The 16,533-nt window shown below is 42.9% G+C and carries 25 protein-coding genes; 1 reads left to right on the plus strand and 24 read right to left on the minus strand.

Annotated features, from left to right (window positions below):
- Nucleotides 1-39 precede the first annotated feature (39 nt).
- From ACED60_RS18380 to ACED60_RS18455, 16 genes are all read right to left on the minus strand, one after another.
- Nucleotides 40-654 (minus strand): LysE family translocator, encoded by a 615-nt coding sequence (locus ACED60_RS18380; RefSeq protein ID WP_371728150.1) that lies wholly within the window; start codon nucleotides 652-654, stop codon nucleotides 40-42.
- 49 nt (nucleotides 655-703) lie between these two features.
- Nucleotides 704-1,174: a GNAT family N-acetyltransferase gene (locus ACED60_RS18385; protein WP_371728151.1), complete on the minus strand. Its 471-nt coding sequence runs from the start codon at nucleotides 1,172-1,174 to the stop codon at nucleotides 704-706.
- Between the two features lie 36 nt (nucleotides 1,175-1,210).
- On the minus strand, nucleotides 1,211-1,567 hold the full coding sequence (locus ACED60_RS18390; protein WP_108193916.1) for a hypothetical protein: 357 nt from the start codon (nucleotides 1,565-1,567) through the stop codon (nucleotides 1,211-1,213).
- 90 nt (nucleotides 1,568-1,657) lie between these two features.
- Nucleotides 1,658-2,092 carry a GNAT family N-acetyltransferase gene (locus tag ACED60_RS18395; RefSeq protein ID WP_371728152.1) on the minus strand — a complete coding sequence of 145 codons (435 nt, stop codon included), beginning with the start codon at nucleotides 2,090-2,092 and terminating at the stop codon, nucleotides 1,658-1,660.
- Between the two features lie 76 nt (nucleotides 2,093-2,168).
- A complete protein-coding gene (locus ACED60_RS18400; protein ID WP_371728153.1) occupies nucleotides 2,169-2,576 on the minus strand; it encodes a bleomycin resistance protein in 408 nt (135 codons plus the stop codon).
- 46 nt (nucleotides 2,577-2,622) lie between these two features.
- A complete protein-coding gene (locus ACED60_RS18405) occupies nucleotides 2,623-3,039 on the minus strand; it encodes an NUDIX hydrolase (protein WP_371728154.1) in 417 nt (138 codons plus the stop codon).
- A 56-nt stretch (nucleotides 3,040-3,095) separates the two neighbouring features.
- Nucleotides 3,096-3,941 (minus strand): MBL fold metallo-hydrolase, encoded by an 846-nt coding sequence (locus ACED60_RS18410; RefSeq protein ID WP_371728155.1) that lies wholly within the window; start codon nucleotides 3,939-3,941, stop codon nucleotides 3,096-3,098.
- An 18-nt stretch (nucleotides 3,942-3,959) separates the two neighbouring features.
- Nucleotides 3,960-4,448, minus strand: coding sequence for an N-acetyltransferase family protein (locus ACED60_RS18415; protein WP_371728156.1), 489 nt, complete (start codon nucleotides 4,446-4,448; stop codon nucleotides 3,960-3,962).
- Between the two features lie 80 nt (nucleotides 4,449-4,528).
- Nucleotides 4,529-5,146 carry an RraA family protein gene (locus tag ACED60_RS18420; RefSeq protein ID WP_371728157.1) on the minus strand — a complete coding sequence of 206 codons (618 nt, stop codon included), beginning with the start codon at nucleotides 5,144-5,146 and terminating at the stop codon, nucleotides 4,529-4,531.
- A gap of 61 nt (nucleotides 5,147-5,207) precedes the next feature.
- Nucleotides 5,208-5,684 (minus strand): GNAT family N-acetyltransferase, encoded by a 477-nt coding sequence (locus tag ACED60_RS18425; RefSeq protein WP_371703191.1) that lies wholly within the window; start codon nucleotides 5,682-5,684, stop codon nucleotides 5,208-5,210.
- Between the two features lie 218 nt (nucleotides 5,685-5,902).
- Complete coding sequence (locus tag ACED60_RS18430; RefSeq protein WP_108085663.1) at nucleotides 5,903-6,112, minus strand: DUF3955 domain-containing protein; 210 nt, start codon at nucleotides 6,110-6,112, stop codon at nucleotides 5,903-5,905.
- 231 nt (nucleotides 6,113-6,343) lie between these two features.
- Nucleotides 6,344-6,595 carry a hypothetical protein gene (locus tag ACED60_RS18435; RefSeq protein ID WP_017083586.1) on the minus strand — a complete coding sequence of 84 codons (252 nt, stop codon included), beginning with the start codon at nucleotides 6,593-6,595 and terminating at the stop codon, nucleotides 6,344-6,346.
- 229 nt (nucleotides 6,596-6,824) lie between these two features.
- Nucleotides 6,825-7,238 (minus strand): GFA family protein, encoded by a 414-nt coding sequence (locus tag ACED60_RS18440; protein WP_371728158.1) that lies wholly within the window; start codon nucleotides 7,236-7,238, stop codon nucleotides 6,825-6,827.
- A gap of 306 nt (nucleotides 7,239-7,544) precedes the next feature.
- Entirely contained in the window at nucleotides 7,545-7,919 is a 375-nt protein-coding gene (locus ACED60_RS18445) for a VOC family protein (RefSeq protein WP_371728159.1), read from the minus strand.
- A 78-nt stretch (nucleotides 7,920-7,997) separates the two neighbouring features.
- The gene (locus tag ACED60_RS18450) at nucleotides 7,998-8,723 is read right to left on the minus strand and encodes a pseudouridine synthase (RefSeq protein ID WP_260256502.1); all 726 of its coding nucleotides are present in this window, start codon (nucleotides 8,721-8,723) and stop codon (nucleotides 7,998-8,000) included.
- Nucleotides 8,696-8,857 carry a hypothetical protein gene (locus ACED60_RS18455; protein ID WP_260256501.1) on the minus strand — a complete coding sequence of 54 codons (162 nt, stop codon included), beginning with the start codon at nucleotides 8,855-8,857 and terminating at the stop codon, nucleotides 8,696-8,698. The genes ACED60_RS18450 and ACED60_RS18455 overlap by 28 nt, the downstream gene beginning before the upstream one ends.
- Nucleotides 8,858-9,055: 198 nt before the next feature.
- Here ACED60_RS18455 and ACED60_RS18460 point away from each other — a divergent pair, with 198 nt between their 5' ends.
- Nucleotides 9,056-9,457: a YkgJ family cysteine cluster protein gene (locus ACED60_RS18460; RefSeq protein WP_371728179.1), complete on the plus strand. Its 402-nt coding sequence runs from the start codon at nucleotides 9,056-9,058 to the stop codon at nucleotides 9,455-9,457.
- 52 nt (nucleotides 9,458-9,509) lie between these two features.
- Here the strand turns inward: ACED60_RS18460 and ACED60_RS18465 are convergent, their stop codons facing one another.
- From ACED60_RS18465 to glpT, 8 genes are all read right to left on the minus strand, one after another.
- A complete protein-coding gene (locus ACED60_RS18465; RefSeq protein ID WP_371728160.1) occupies nucleotides 9,510-9,923 on the minus strand; it encodes an NUDIX domain-containing protein in 414 nt (137 codons plus the stop codon).
- 184 nt (nucleotides 9,924-10,107) lie between these two features.
- On the minus strand, nucleotides 10,108-10,488 hold the full coding sequence (locus tag ACED60_RS18470) for an STAS/SEC14 domain-containing protein (RefSeq protein ID WP_099166966.1): 381 nt from the start codon (nucleotides 10,486-10,488) through the stop codon (nucleotides 10,108-10,110).
- A 113-nt stretch (nucleotides 10,489-10,601) separates the two neighbouring features.
- A complete protein-coding gene (locus ACED60_RS18475; protein ID WP_012604039.1) occupies nucleotides 10,602-11,198 on the minus strand; it encodes a class I SAM-dependent methyltransferase in 597 nt (198 codons plus the stop codon).
- Nucleotides 11,191-11,697 (minus strand): HAD family hydrolase, encoded by a 507-nt coding sequence (locus ACED60_RS18480; protein WP_029223189.1) that lies wholly within the window; start codon nucleotides 11,695-11,697, stop codon nucleotides 11,191-11,193. Before ACED60_RS18480 ends, ACED60_RS18475 begins: the two co-directional genes overlap by 8 nt.
- A gap of 28 nt (nucleotides 11,698-11,725) precedes the next feature.
- Entirely contained in the window at nucleotides 11,726-12,670 is a 945-nt protein-coding gene (locus ACED60_RS18485) for a D-2-hydroxyacid dehydrogenase family protein (RefSeq protein ID WP_371710048.1), read from the minus strand.
- A 95-nt stretch (nucleotides 12,671-12,765) separates the two neighbouring features.
- Complete coding sequence (locus tag ACED60_RS18490) at nucleotides 12,766-13,230, minus strand: ASCH domain-containing protein (RefSeq protein ID WP_371728161.1); 465 nt, start codon at nucleotides 13,228-13,230, stop codon at nucleotides 12,766-12,768.
- Between the two features lie 262 nt (nucleotides 13,231-13,492).
- Nucleotides 13,493-14,548 carry a glycerophosphodiester phosphodiesterase gene (gene glpQ / locus ACED60_RS18495; RefSeq protein WP_371728162.1) on the minus strand — a complete coding sequence of 352 codons (1,056 nt, stop codon included), beginning with the start codon at nucleotides 14,546-14,548 and terminating at the stop codon, nucleotides 13,493-13,495.
- Between the two features lie 78 nt (nucleotides 14,549-14,626).
- Nucleotides 14,627-16,000 carry a glycerol-3-phosphate transporter gene (gene glpT, locus ACED60_RS18500; RefSeq protein WP_017097431.1) on the minus strand — a complete coding sequence of 458 codons (1,374 nt, stop codon included), beginning with the start codon at nucleotides 15,998-16,000 and terminating at the stop codon, nucleotides 14,627-14,629.
- Nucleotides 16,001-16,533: the final 533 nt, after the last annotated feature.

The raw sequence follows: 16,533 nt of genomic DNA on the forward strand, positions 1-16,533 counted from the left end.
CTTAGTTTGGTGTTATGGCTAAACCATTCCAAAAAGTACTCATGTTTTAAGTGCTAACAAAGTACCGCAAGTCGCCAAAAAGCCACCTGATAATCTGTTCAATAGCATCTTTGCTGAGCGCCCTTGAAATACAAAACGAGCTTTAGAGGCAGTGCAAGCATAGAGACTCAATACTCCACCTACAGCTACAGTTGAAATCACCAAAATCATCATCACATCTGTTGTGGTAAATGTTTTTAGGTCTATGAATGCGGGAAAGAAACCCATGTAAAACAAAATCGCCTTTGGGTTTGAAACTGTCATCAATAAGCCGATAGTCACGCTTGAGGCTTTCGTTCCTTGCTCCGAAGATGTACTCGATGATTCACTAACATCTGACGTCCATGTTGTGTAAGCCAACCAAAACAAATAGGTAACGCCTACATATTTAATTACCGTAGCAAATTCACCCATTGCGCTAGCTAAAGCTGATAAACCAGACAAAGCTAAGAATATAAAAATGTAATCCGCGATTAGTACGCCAAGCACCACTAACAAGCCTTGTTTCCAACCAAAGCTTAGAGACCTCGACAGAACTGCGAGAACGCTGGGTCCCGGTATGGCTGCAGATAGTAACATCGCAACAAATAGAGCTATTCCTGATGTAATTGACATGATCCCTCCCTAGATCGTTTGTCGTTCGACAATTAACCTATTTATGTGACTAAACGATTTGACCGCACATGATAAATTGCGGGCCTGCTGCGCCACCTAAATACTGTTCATTGGTATCTTCGAAGCCGCCTTTCTTATAACAGTTGAATGCTGCGGGATTTTTGCAATTCACGGTTAAGTAAATCAACTCATACGCTGAGTAATTCGCTTTTAAATATGGAAACAAAGCTTTGACCGTGCCCGTTCCTAAACCTTTACCTTGCTGGTTTTTATCAAGCACAAAAGCTCTTAAGCCAATACTTCCTTCAGGGCAGAATTCGTAGTGCTCTGCGCAAGCGATATCCAGCTTAAAGAAACCAACAACTTCGTTATCAGACTTAATCACGTGCAAGTGCGTCGTTTCACTGCCGTCTAATAAAAACTCTGCAGCTGTACCAGCGAACTTAACCTGTTCATCGGCGAGTTGGATGGCCTGAACTAACGCCACATGTGATTCTTGAAGCCTTTCAATAGTTATCATTGTTGTTCCTTCTGTATAACACGCACGAAAAACCGACTAGAGCTCATCGCTAGTGTCTCGAGAACCGTAGTTTGGGAAGTTGATATTAAGAACGTTATCATCCTCAAGTGTGAATAGAACGCTTCCATTCTCGACACCAGTTTCGTTCCTATCTGAACAACCTAGAAACAGCTCCCAATCAAACGAATATTGAAGGCGGTATTGATTCGCATTGATGTGTAGAACGTCTTTGATTTTAATACCGTCCACCACGTGTGCCATATCATCGATGTATGACAGGTCTGGGATTAACTTTTCTTCGAAATCACTCTTATGCTCGGTTAAGAAATTGAGCAGCTCAGAACATAACTCGGAGCCATGAACCAATGGTTTAGACAGACTAGAAAACAACATTTCTAAATACTCCAAGGATTTTTTTGATATTGGCAGATACACGCGAATCTGCTACGAATGCAAGCTCACAGCCAACGGGAATCGATAGGACTAAACGTTACTATTATCCGAGCTATTAAACGAGTACATTCGAACTTCATCTCTCGGGAACCAGCCTAATTTTTCGTAAAACTGTTGAGCGTTGATGTTGTCGTTATAGACAAACAAGTGGGTCTTAGGGATACCCAACCCTGCAAGTGCGTTGACCGCCTCAGCGACAAGCTTACAACCTAACTTTTGCCCTCTGAAGTTTGCCGAGACAGCTAAGTGTTGTAAATACCCACGACGTCCATCGGTTCCGACTAACACTGCGCCAATGATCTCGTTGTTACTCTCAGCCACAAAACTCAGACCGGGATTACGTTCTAAATAGCTCGCAATGCTTACTTTCGAATCGGCATCGCGAATACTCATGCCTTCTGTTTGGCACCATAACGCGATCACTGAGTCGTAGTCTGAACTGTCCATTTCCCGAATGTTGACCACTCGACTCTCCTTGTTATACGGGTAATTAATTAGTCGTGTTTCTCGTAATAAATGAGTAGTTAATAATACTTATGTGTTAACGAATATCTTGGCAGAACCTAAAGAGATAACCATCTGGAGTTTGAACGATGAACTGCTTCTGAATCGCTATGGACTCTCCACATTGATAAGATTTTGACTCTAAAGCTAAGTAAATAGAATCAGCGGCGCTTTCGTTAACTCTCTGATATAGCGGTTCGATGTCGATAACATCCCATTGAAAATTAATGCCACGTCCTAAAGGTAACGCCAGATCACCTGAAAGCCATTTTCGACTTTTGCCCGCAATCCCTTCAAGCATCACATCAACACCATCAAGCGTTAGGTAAGCAAACTCCTCATCAGGACGTTCGTATTTCACATCAAATCCCAACACATCGACAAAGAAGGATTTGCTCACATTAATATCGAAACAATAAAGCTCTGGAACTACTCGTAATGTCATCATTGATCCTTTAGTCATTCAATTAAAGATATGAGGAGAATCTGTTTTACTGCGCTAGCTTCCCAAGGATGACCGGATCGCTCAACAGATTCGTCAGAGGAAGAAACAATGGCTCAGGTAACTCATCTAGCTTAAACCATTTCCATTGCTTACATTTGTCAGGCTCGGTCACCTGTGGTTCGCCGCTAGCATCAGAAGCAACGACAAACAGCGTTATATAATGCTTGTTCTCTTTCTCGAAAATATCATTGGTAAAAGAGAGCTTCTCAAATGCATTAACAACCAAGCCAGTCTCTTCGAGTGTTTCGCGTTTGGCACACTCTTCAATGCTCTCACCCCATTCAAGATGTCCGCCCGGCGTAGCCCACGTATGAGCCCCATGAGAACCAATTCGTTCTCCAAGTAGTACTCGTCCTTCACGTAGAATAACCGCAGCGACACCTACTCTTACTTCCTGACTCACTTAAAACTCCTTAATTCTTACCAAAAGACAAACGTACATCTAAGGTTTGACCAACGTTACACATGAATACATCGACCTGTCGGCATTGCCTCAAGACGCTTACCTAATACTTCTTTCAACAGGCCATAAGCTTTCTTGCCTGTGCAGTGCCCTGTATACAGTTTATCAATGGGGTATTGAGACAACGTCAATCCAAGATCTCTAATGTCTTGCTTTGTGCCACCAATACTATTGAACAATGGTAAGCCCACTAAATGGAAGCCCCCGACAACCGCTTTTATTCTCTCTCCTGGGAACAGAGTAACCGCTGTATCAACCATATTAAGAACGCCACTATGCGCACATCCCGTGAATATAACTAAACCATCTGGCTCTTTAATCACTAACAGTAATTCATGATCAAATGAGTCGCGCTCCCGTCGATTCTTAGACTGTGTATAAAGGTATTTATTACCCTTAGGTTGTTCGTGTTTCACGCTAATATCTGTGATAGCAAAGACATTTGGGGCGATCTCAGTCGTACGATTAACGAAGACTAACCGCTCGTTGCTGTTTTCTAGTAAGTCCGGATTGATCCCGACATCACTTTTAAAACCGAAAGCCCGAAAATGGTAGTTTTTCTGTTCGCAATTTTTGAGAAACACTTTGCCTTTAGAGTTATGAGCAACAAAATCAGCGGTGCCATTACAATGATCATGATGCCTGTGTGATATGACAGCGAGGTCTACATCTTTGATATCAATACCCAGTAATGGTGCGTTTTGACAAAACGTATCGCCACTTCCCATATCGAACAAGATCTTTAGCGATTCAGTTTCAATATGCAGTGATAGTCCGCGCTCAACGGCTAAATCTTTCCTATTATCCAGTCGAGAGTTATCAACCAGCGTCGTTATTTTCATAGTTCTCTTTTTATGTGATCACGAGTCGGACATTATCCAACGGAAACAAGGTCTTTGACCATCCATTCGCTCAACCTCTGCACCCAACCTTTTGTAGAAATCATGCGCTTTCTTATTATGTGGACTTGCCGTCCATGAGATGTGAGAGACATATGATGACTCCGCTTGTGACTTTAAAGCCAACATAAGTTCACGGCCATACCCTTTTGATCTTTGATTTCCTGTAACCAATAGGTCGTCAAGCCAGATTGATGGCTCTCCACTGAAGGATGAATATCGATAGTGATACAGTGCGAAGCCAAAAGGCTCACAATTCCGTTCCAATATTAATGCATGGGCAAATGCGTAATCACCAAATAGTGTACGTTCGATTTTCTCTATAGTTGTCGAGATTTCACCAACAAACCCTTTCATACTCCGGTCAAAGTCGGCTTTTTGTTCAATAAACTCTAACAAGACACTTGAGTCTTCTTTCGTCGCAGTCCTTACGATCACTCTCTTCTCCATGGATGAATTTATTCGTTGTCGCCTAACGCCTGTTAATTGATGCAAAATGCCACGCGTTACAAATCAACTTGCTGCACCAATTAAGATTTTTGTTTCGCAGACGTTATTGCTTGGGCTATTTTGGCCCTATGGTTTATTTCCCACTCAGCGAGTGTTAATGACGCCTCTTTACTTGCTTTCTGTGAAGCTATTAAAAACACTTCGTCTTTTCTGGATTTAGGAATAACGACAATACCTTCTGCATCAGCAACAATGATATCTCCCGTAGAGACCTTTGCTCCCCCGCAAGTGATTGGAGCGCCCAATTCAGAATAGATCTCTTTCTTTCCCGGAACTGGATGAACACCTTTCGCAAAAACTGGAAACTTCATATCTGAAATTTCAGTCAAATCTCGAATGACACCATCAATAATAAAGCCTTTGATACCTCGACTCTTCGCGACTGCGCATACATTACCACCAGCTACTGCATATTTGCTATCAACTCCATCCACTACAATGATGGAACCTTCAGGTGCTTCGTATATGGCTGAATGAAGCATTAAATTATCACCAGACGTTAACTGGACAGTAAACGCTTCTCCAAAAATTGGCGGCATTCCCTGCCAAAGAGGACCAATGCTAAAGTTAATAAAGTGGTCGTTACTCAGTATGTTTCCGTAATCGGTTGTCGCAAGCTTTGAAAAATCTGACTTCATATTTTCACTCCATGTTTGAATGAAACCTGCCGGTCTATGTATGTTGCTTTATCTGTTGAGGCTACCCGCTTAGTTTCTTAGACATATTGAAACCGGTAACCTCAAAGCCAACTTCTTTGTACAACTTAAGCGCCCGCTCATTATGATATGCGACCCTCAGTTTTATTTGATTGATACCAATAACAAGTAGTTGGGTCTCTAACGCAGAAATTGATTGAGTACCATAACCTAGGCCTCGATGTTCATTCGAGATGAAGAAGTCATAGATAAACGTAGATTTATCCCCAATATTGACTGAGTGCCAAAGGTAACCCACAAGCTTACGTTCACCATCGACTTCAGCATCAATGCATAATAGCGAATGCTCATTGCTCTCTAGTCCATTAGGGAAGCTGCGATGCAAGTCCTTCTTTGCCAATTCGACTGCAACGTCTAAAGAATGCCCATAGTTTCTAGCTATTTCCTGACTGTAATCGTCAATAAAATACTGACAATATGCTGGATATTCGTCTTGGCGCATTCCTCTAAGTACTACCATGTTCATCCTTTATAAACGTTGAATTCAATTAGTAACATAACGCCCGCTTGAGCAGATTACAACGCTACCAATGATCTCAAATTTAACACCTAACCCACTGAAGTTAAAACGAGTGGAAACACCAATGCCGCCGCATGCCAAAGGTGCCACGCGTACCGAATCACGCTTAAGTTGTTAGTGATCACAAAACACCTTCGTGTACTCGTAGCTTAACTGGATTACTGGCACTTTTTATGTCTAACGAAGGTCACAACCAAAGCAACCAACGCCAGTAGCTCAAAAAGCCAAAATAGAGGAATAAGCCCGAATGGCTCAACCAACACACCATTTTCATCTACGTATGAACCTATGGTGTTATAAGCAATGAAACACAAAAGACCACTAACGCAGAAAAGGAAACTGATTTTATACTTACGGAGAAAATTCATCGGAGCCTCGACATTTGAATATCTAAAATGTCAGACACTTTGTAAGAGAACATGGTTCACTCGGATAGGCATAATTGGATAGACGAGTTATCGCCGCTTGAAGTAGCTGACATCGCGATCACCTCACTCATTGTGCCGAAAACACTAAAGTTGATTCTAGCTGGAAATGCCAATCGTTTAGCATCATTTTTATATACCGAAATGGATAATAAACACTTGTTATGTGCTTTTTTATTGAGGCTTATCTTCTGGGTTATCACGATACCAGGCTTCGAGCAGTTCCCGACCATAGATGACTTCTGTCTGCATATGCATGTAAAGAAGGAATGCAGCTAATAGAAAACTAACTCCGTTCAACCACCTTAATGCTTGTTTACGCTCTGCATCATAGAAAAACATACTGACACCAACAAGCAAGAAAGGATAACAACCTATAAGAAGTAACAACCAGCCAAGGTAACTTGATATTGCCATATCTGTCATTTCCGCCCCCTCAGAGCCATTGGGAAACTCATTGCATATTAGAGTAACTATTCAGCTATTAGGAGTTCACATAATCGAGTTTCGAGGCACTTCAAGTTGGGGGTTGATGCTGGGATGTTAGGCGTGAACACCACCTCACCAAAACCATTGCACCGCAAACACTAAAATCGACCGAAACTAAAAAATGCCGAGCGGTGTGAATTAGTCTTAAGCTAATAAAAACTAAGTGCTACTCTCCACTTTCAAAGTAGGCAAATACTTCTGCACCAGTCATATTTTGCGTTTCATTTTTAAATTCGTAGTATTCGGGCTTTTCATCAATGAATATTTGATGAGTTAATTTGTAGTCATCCCCAGACATCAATAAACCGACAGGAAGATGATACTGATTATTTGGCACCAAAAAGTAAAACAAGTGAGTACCACATTTACCGCAGAACCCTCTCTCAGCCCACTCGGATGACTTATATCTCACTACATTTGATTCACCTGATATTTTAACTGAGTCAGCGCAATCAATGACTAACATCGGACCGCCAGACCAATTTCTACACATACTACAATGACAAGCCCCCAATTCATTACTGGCGTACTCTACTTCCAACTCAACCGAGCCACATAGGCACTTTCCTTTACCTTTCATAAATCCTCCAATCTTTGCAATGTGTGTAAAATGAATAGCAGATAACGCTTTTTATACCGATGACTTAATAAGAAAGGCTATTTTTGATTTCCCTTCTCCGACAGATACGCGGCATACTTTTTAGAGATCCATTTATGAATATGAAGCCCTGTTTTACGAACAAGATACCAATCTATAGCAACTAAAATCACCAAACCGATTACAGTTCCCATTATAAAACCTCCATGCTCATTGAATTGTCACTCTAGCAAATAGGACAGAAAAGCACCGTGAACCTAGACATACTATCAATGCAAGTTGGATGAATCAGCGCGACCTGATGTTTTCAGCCACACGCCACAACACACCACTTGGGTCGGTGATACAAAACTCAAGCATTCCCCAAGGCTGTTCAACAACCTCGGAAACGGTAACTTCAAATTCCGACACTACATTAGAGTTCTGGATGTGTTGATACCAACTTTTTACGTCTTCAACCAGCAAGTGCATCATGTAATTGTGACAGTGCGCAGGTTCATAAAAGTTTTGCAAAAGGAAGGCGCAACTTCCGTGTCGTAGATAGGCGATATCGTGAAATTCAGACATCAGCTCGAAGCCGATTGACTGGTAAAAACGCTTGGATAAATCGAAGTCTTTCGCGGGTACAAAAGACTTAATTTCTGAGACTTTGAGGTTTTCCATCCTACATCCTTATAGTGTTGATATTCTGGTGCTGACACGCTTAACGCTTTAAGTAGTTGCGGCGTTTATTCCGAGCTCTTATTGAGAGTCTTGCTGAAATGAGTCGACTTCGGCTTTAGTTAGATAACGCCACTGACCTGCTTCAACATCTAAACGAACATCACCAATCTGCTCACGGTGTAGTCCAACAACTCGATTCCCTACCGCAGCAAACATTCGTTTTACTTGATGAAACTTACCTTCTGTAATGGTCAACAGCACTTCTTTACTGGTAATCACTTCGAGTTCTGCCGGACGCGTCAGTTTTTGTTCGCCCTGCAATTGAATGCCCGCTTTGAACTTGTCAGCGACATCATCTTTGATATCTCGTGACAATGTCACGCGATATACCTTCTTACATGACTTGGTTGGCAGAGTGATGTTGAATGACCATCGCCCATCATCGGTAATCAAGACTAAGCCTGTTGTGTCGGCATCTAAGCGCCCTGCGATGTGCAGTTCTGATGCTTTCTCTAACTCTAGGTAATTGAAAAGCGATGGGTACACTTCGTCGATATTGGAACAGATGGTGCCCGCAGGCTTGTGCATTAAGATGTATCTAAACTCTCGTAGCGTTAATGCATCACCATTAAGCAGGATAGCGTTACTTTCATGAACCTGAGTAGACTCGTCTAGCACAACCACACTGTTCACACTCACCTCACCGTTTTGGATTCGCTGAACGGCTTCGAGTTTTGTTAGTTCTGTGCTTTTACAAAGGTATTTATCAAGGCGCATTAATCGTCTGCACCACATTTCGCACAAGGCTTATAGGTGCGTTCACCTTGAGCAATCACCACATAGTCTCGAACGCAGTTATCACATAGCGCCAACTTTGGGTAAGCGTCTTTCTGTTTCATTGCGTTAATGTCGCCTTCAGTGGTGTATACGGTTCTCATTTTTATGCCTTTGTTTTAATGACTTGCTAGGCGCAAATTGTATCACTGTTTACATCCCTGTTTGCAGTGTTGTGACTTAGATAAATGAATATCAAATCAGGTTGCTCCTTTGAGTTTCCGAGTGATGGACAACAAAATCAACGTGCCACGGCTATCAGTGGTAAAATGACAAAAGCTCACCAACCAATGAAGTCACTAATGAAAAATTGTAATCAATGCGGAAAATGCTGTATCAAATATGGAGATGGTGACCTTGCCGCGACTCAAGAAGAGATTGATTTGTGGGAGCTGTTCAATCCAGATATCTTTGAATATGTTCAAGGAAGCGAGATCTGGTTTGATCCTAAATCTGGCGAACGTTTAAGTCGTTGCCCTTTCCTAGAAGTTGTTCCAACGAAAGATAAGAATGCCCAAGCGAAATATACGTGCAGCATTTACTTAGACCGACCTGAAGATTGCCGCCACTATCCGAGTTTAATCAATGAGATGGTAAGAGATGAATGCGAGATGATTGAGGTGGTGGATCTACAAGATACGAAAAAAGCTCAAAGAAAACTCGACATTCTTATGAAAGACAGCCGTCCTTCAAGCTTTTCATAAGCACTGATCTATAAAGATCCTCACTAAACAGTCGTTTTGTATTAACGAACCATTATTTACTGATAAGTGGTAAATACTGGTTTGCTTCTAACCAATCAAGCGCAACAAGAGCAGCCAATGAACATACTGCTCTGTCGCTGCCATCAACAAACTTAAGCTCTTCAATTTCAGCGTCTGGAGCGAGTTCGCCAGTATAGTCTGCAAGGTAACACGTCAATTGCACTGACACGCCTTCTGCTTTGCCATCAGCTTGGCCAGTGAACGTCTCAACGTATTTGATGGAATCAGGTACTAGGTCTACTGATATTTCTTCTTTGATTTCACGAACCAATGCTTGCTCGTCACTTTCCCCTGCTTCGCGCTTTCCGCCCGGCAAGTAGAACAGCTCTTTGCCTTTTGATCTCACCATCAGCAACTTGCCATCTTCAATGAATATCCAAGCGAGCTTATCAATTACCTTATTCATGTTCTTAAACCTTGTTATTGTGTTTATTATTTTGGTTAGCACAACGTATCGCGCTAGGCGTATGTTACATCCAGAAGTGAACATATTCTATTGAATTGCTTAGGAAATGGCTTTGAGAGTCGATAAACGACAGCCTTCAAGTAGAACACTCGCCAGCTGTCATAAGAACTGAACTGTGGTTGAATTAATCAACTAGCCACTCGATAGCGGAGTCATGATCTTCAAAAGACTTAATCTCACCCGACACAAACCAACTCCCGACTTTTGATGCCATTTCTTGCCAGCTTTTATCGCCGTAGATGGCAATTTTGTCTATTTTCGAGTTCAGTTCTAGCCCAAGTTTGAAATCATCCCAAGCTGCGCGCAACTCCCATCCTGTTAAGGTTGAAATGTCGACGAGCATCTTAAGTTCAGATGAGTCGAGTTCTTCTAGTGTGGTATTCAGAATTGGCATCATCGCTTGATAGTCATCGTGTGTGAGTTTGCCTTTCGCTTTAAACACAACGATGGTTTCACCGCTAACACGTTCAATGCCAACTGATATTCCATGACGTTCGATACTCATAACCTAGCCCTCATAGTAGAAACTAAAGTTAGCTTAGAGGATTAAATAACAAAGAGATGAGAGGTTCGCGTCAAAACAGACATGCATCCAAACGAGTTTTAAATACTGATATTTTAACAGCGCTTAATCGCAACAACCGAATAAGTGTGCCAATGCTTCATCCTACCCAGCGACGTGAGTGCTTGTTCGTCTCGCTCATGGAATCGTACTATCTCAAAGTCGTTGAATAAGCTAAGTACTTTGGCTTTTGTTAACGGCGTTGTTGGGGTTCGATAGCCATGTGCCCAACTGTCATCGACGCCCATGAAATCGCCCGCGAACACGCCTCCCACTTCAAGACAGTTTTCAATATTGTGCCAAACCTCGTCAAAACGGGTTGGATCAGCAAAAAACAGACTCGAATTGGCAATCACTACGCCAGATTTCGGGTAATCATAGTGTTCAAATCCACTTTCAGATATCTCGACCAAAGATTTGCGACCAAAACGATCCCGACATAGTGCAATCGAATCAGGATTAACGTCGAAGCCATACACTTGATACGCTTGCTGTTCTAAAAAGGCGATGTCACTACCTGTTCCACAACCACAATCAATCGCAACATTTAAGCCTGACTCATTCAGTTTAATTGCGTACTCAGTTCTCTTTAAATGAGGTTTGCTTAGTGCCTTTTGGTAATACTGACGCCAGATCTCAGAGTGATCATCCATGGTACTTCTCCAACAGTTCGCTTAGGGATTGAACTTGCATGACATTCGGATGCCCTGACTTAAGATCAGCGCCCTCCGTGTTCAACCACACCGCTTTCAAACCCGCTTCAAGTGCTGGGTAAATGTCTTTGTCTAAGGTGTCACCCACCATGGTGATATCTTGTGGTGCTACACCGAGTTTGGAAATGATGGCAGGATAAAAGCCCGAATCGAACTTAGAAAAGCCAATGCTCGCCTTACAAAAGTAACCCAATATATATTGAGAAAGGCCAACACGCTCAAAGGCTCGAATGATGTCGTCTTTACTGGAATCACCAGCATTGGTGGCAACATAAACTTGTTGAGTTTTCGATAGATCAGCAAGTAATGCGCGAGCACCACTCACTTCTTGTACGGTTTCCCAGTCACACATCTTCCCTTGTGCGTCTGGGAAATCGACCATCAGCGTATTGCCCCAGTCGAATAAGACTATTTCTGTTAATTCGATTAGCTTTGTCATCTTGCCTCCTGCATTAGTCATCGCACCTTTATAGGCCATCTCTTTGATAGGACAGAATGTTGTCGAAAGCGATATCGAAGTAGAGTTCGTAGCTATTTTGTTCAACATAGCCCAAATGCGGTGTCGCAGTGACATTTGCTAAGGACAATAGCGGTTCGATGTCTGTAGTTACTGGCTCACAATCGAACACATCAATAGCGGCTGTTTTGGTCGGTATCTCGCGTAGTTCATGATAGAGAGCCATCGGTTCGACTAACTCGGCACGGCTGATGTTCACAAACAGTGAGTTCGGCTTCATCAAGCTAAGGTCGCGTGCCGTAACACATCCTCTGGTGACATCATTCAAACGCAAATGCAAAGAAAGCACATCAACTTCTCGAAAGAAGTCTTGTTTAGTTGTTGCTGCTTCTAATCCATCCGCTTGTGCTTGATCACGTGAAGCTTGGCTGCCCCACACTACCACAGACATCCCAAATACTTGGGCATATTGTGCAATGCATTTTCCGATTTTTCCGTAACCCCAAATACCAAGCTTCAAGCCCTTCAAAGTTCGACCTAACCCTAACGAGCCTGAATCTTGCCACTGGTTTTGCTTAAGGTTTGACGCGTAAGTAGGAATGTGGCGCGATGCAGCCATAATCAACGCCCAGCATAATTCAGAGGGTGCGACTGGCGAGCCTCGGCCTTCTAACACGGTAACACCAAATCGTTCGCACATTTGCGGGTCGATATGGTTACTTACTTTGCCCGTCTGGCTAATCAGCTTGAGGTTTGGGAGCTGCGATAACAAAGATTCGGTGATCTCGGTTCTTTCACGAATGAGCACAATGGCTTCAAACGAGACTAACTTAATGGCGAGCTCTTGCTCTGAGTAAGTCTGGGTAAATACCGTGACATCGTGTTGTTCGAGTTTGTTGAAGCAATCGAGGTCTTTAACGACGTTCTGGTAGTCATCCAATATCGCTATTTTCACATCACTCTCCTTGTGAATGTTAATCTTCTGGCGTTAGTCAAATGGAGGCTAAAGTGCCAAGCCTTCCGATTCAACACACACGCGATGGGGCTTCACTATTTATAAACCACTTTGAAACGCTCCAACATGAGTAACATGTCTTCACTTGGTGAGATCTTGAGCTCTTCACATTCACGAGAGAAGAAGTTCCAGTGAGCTTCTCTCCACCATTCGAGTGATTTGTCACCCTCGCCCTCTGCAGCAGCAAACTCCGCCGTCACCTCGTTGTATTTGCACTGTGAGACTGAAGTGATCTCTACAATGCAAACTGGCTTGCCATCCCAGTCAGTGACGACTTGCAAGTGACCAACTACTGGTCTCGTCTCGCCTTCATGGCTGTACCAATATTCAAGGCTGCAAGACGCTTGTTTTTCACCCTTGAGAATTAACTGAGCACATAGGTTGGCGTTATATTCATCAGCACAGTAATAGTCGGCACTAAAGGAGGTGTATTGCGAGGCAACCTCTGCTGGCAATGTGTTGAGGTAGCTATCGAGATAAGCTTTGCTTCTTTCTTCCATGATCTTTCCAAATTCAATATTAGGTTGAGCCGATAAATACTCATAGATTAAGCATCTGGCTGCATTGGGAGTAACCTATCAAGCCAGGTTATTGCTGTAAACCGAGTGAATATCAAAATGTGGGCTGAGAAAGAAGAATATCGGAAGGATTTCGAGGCCAATACAAGAAAGCTAAAAAATCAAAAGAAGAGCCAAAAACAGCTTTAGATTATGCTTTTGGCTCTGAATATCTCGTTACTAGTCGCTCATAATTAGCAGGATATTAACGGTTCAAGAAGTCGACCGCTTTGTCTGGGAAGTCAGTAAACACACCATCGACTTTGACTTGGTTGTAGAAGACATCCAACATGCCATCAAAGTTATCAGCATAAGCTGGGATTCTTCCCGGATCGGCACGGAACGTGTACGGGTGAACATCTAAGCCCGCGTCTTTTGCTGACTTCATTAACGGTTTAATAATGATGTTATCTTTGGTCGATGCATCATCCACCAACATTGGCTTCCAAGGGCCTATTCCTTCCGCATAAGTCGCCACTTTTTTCATGCCACCAGCTTCAAACATCCAGTCGTAACTGTACGGCGTTGCTTTGTCGCCTTGGTACGTCATGGTTTCATTCCAATCTGTATAAGCCATCAACTGAACGAGCTTAAGATCCATTTCCATCGCAGGCATGAGTTCATCATTGATGCGTTGGAGTTCATTGGTGTCAAAACACTGCAAATACACTTTATCGTCTTTTGATAGGTAACCATATTGATGCAAGGTCGCAAGCACAGCTTTGGAGATGTCTTTGCCTTCGTGACGATGGAACCAAGGTGCTTTAATTTCAGGATAGATGCCCACGTCATAACCTAAGGTCTTATTTAAGCCTTGGATCAGTTCGATTTCTTCTGCAAATGTAGCGACACGGAAATCAGACTGCCACATTGGGAAGCGCGTTGGGTACCCTGCCACTCTGTTGCCTTGTTCATCTAAGTTAAAGCCTTCGGTCACCTTTAATGACTTGATCTCGGCAAGCGTAAAATCAATCGCATAGTAACGGCCATCTGCTCGTGCACGGTCTGGAAAGCGGTCAGCAACATCAGTGACGCGATCTAAATAATGATCATGCAAAACCACCAATTGGTCGTCTTTAGTCATCACTACATCTTGTTCGATGTAGTCGGGTTTCATCGCATAAGCGAGCGCTTTAGCGGGTAATGTGTGTTCAGGTAAATAACCAGAAGCGCCGCGATGCGCAATCACTAAAGGATCGGCGAACGTATTTGCAGATAAACTTAGGGCTAATAAGGTCAGAGACAGTGACGTTGTTTTCATTATTGTTTCCCTTGATAAAACAGAAGCTGGATATACCTGCCTCTGTTGTTATTAGTATGGTGTGGTTCAGCTAATAAACTACTGAGTTAGCGCTTCTTTTTCTCGTTCGAGATCTTTTTGTTTATGGTGCGCACGCTCACCGAGGAAGGCGTAAAGCAGACAAATTATTGAAGCAACACAAGCTCCGACCAAAATCATGAAGCCGCCATCCCAGCCGTAATGGTCAACCATGAAACCAAGCACCGCATTGGCAGCAACTGCGCCACCTAAGTAACCAAACAAGCCAGTAAGACCTGCCGCCGTACCTGCCGCTTTCTTTGGTGCAAGTTCAAGTGCATACAAGCCGATTAGCATTACTGGACCATAAATAAGGAAGCCAATCGCAATCAGTGCCAACATATCAACCGTTGGGTTACCCGCAGGGTTCAACCAATACACCAACACTGCGACAGTTACGAGAACCATAAACAGGATCCCTGCTGGAGCGCGTCGACCTTTGAATAATTTATCTGAAATCCAACCACACAATAACGTGCCAGGAATACCTGCCCACTCATACAGGAAGTAGGCCCAAGAGGATTTATCTACAGAGAAGTCTTTCGCTTCTTTTAAGTAAACCGGAGCCCAATCGAGTACGCCATAACGGATAAGGTAAACAAACGCATTAGCAATCGCGATTGACCACAACAGCTTGTTAGAGAAAACGTACTTAAAGAAGATCTCTTTCGCCGTCATTTCTTTCTCATGAGACGTATCGTAGTCGTCTGGGTAATCATCTTTGTGTTCTTCAATCGGTGGTAAGCCGCAAGATTGAGGTGTATCTCTTACAGTAAACCAAACAAAGACAGCAACGAGAGTGGCAAAAAATGCAGGAACATAAAAAGCGGTTCGCCAATCGTCGTTAAAAGCCCACAGCCCCAACAAGAACATTGGGCCAATCAAACCGCCACCCACGTTGTGAGCAACGTTCCATACCGATACGATCTCACCACGTTCTTTTCGTGACCACCAGTGAACCATGGTTCGCCCACAAGCTGGCCAGCCCATGCCTTGAAACCAACCATTCAAGAACAGCAGGATAAACATCGCAGTGATGCTGCCTGTCGCCCATGGCATGAAGCCGAAGCAGAACATGACCAGTGCCGACATTAACAAGCCACCGCTGAGAAAGTATCGGGGGTTAGAACGGTCAGAAACACTGCCCATTAAGAACTTAGATAAGCCGTAAGCGATAGATACCGCCGCTAATGCAACCCCTAGTTCTCCGCGGCTAAAACCTTGTTCAATGAGATAAGGCATCGCCAAACTAAAGTTTTTACGGACTAAGTAATACCCCGCATAGCCAACGAAGATGCCGAGAAACAGCTGCCATCGTAGTCGTGTGTAGGTGCTATCGATCTTATCTGATGACAAGCGATCGATATGCGCCATAGGTTTGAATATTCCAAACATAGGAACCTCATAATTATTGGGCGAAGGAAGAATTTAAATGCTCGAACGAAAAAATTAGCGCCTATTCGAAATCAAGGGAATTGTATGTGCTTCAGGATTAATTTCTGTGATAGAGGTGGTTATTAACAAAAATAACTTTAAATACAGCATATTAGTTTCATTTAATTAGACTGCGCTTCATATTTTTGTTTGTGTTGTTCTTGAGTGCAGAGTGCGCTTGTATAGAAAACTATCTTTCGAGTGAGCAAATATCGAACTTTTCAAACAAGGATATGCAATTAAGTTAAACAATTGTAAGCAGAATCAACCTCTTTGCGCCCAATTAATGTGAATAGATAAGTCGCACATCGCAATCGGCAATGCGTATAACTAGCAATACATAGCCAATGGTGATGTTTTGTATTTCTTTCCGTTTATTTATCGAATTACCAAGGTTGTTTATTGTACATCTCAAGCGATGCAGCAATGTCTATACACAAGGTGTGTACCCATCACCTAGTAGTGAGGTTAGTCAGTGAGCATCTTACGAATTC

The sequence above is a fragment of the Vibrio sp. 1F279 genome, assembly GCF_041439815.1.
Taxonomy (GTDB): domain Bacteria; phylum Pseudomonadota; class Gammaproteobacteria; order Enterobacterales; family Vibrionaceae; genus Vibrio; species Vibrio tasmaniensis_A.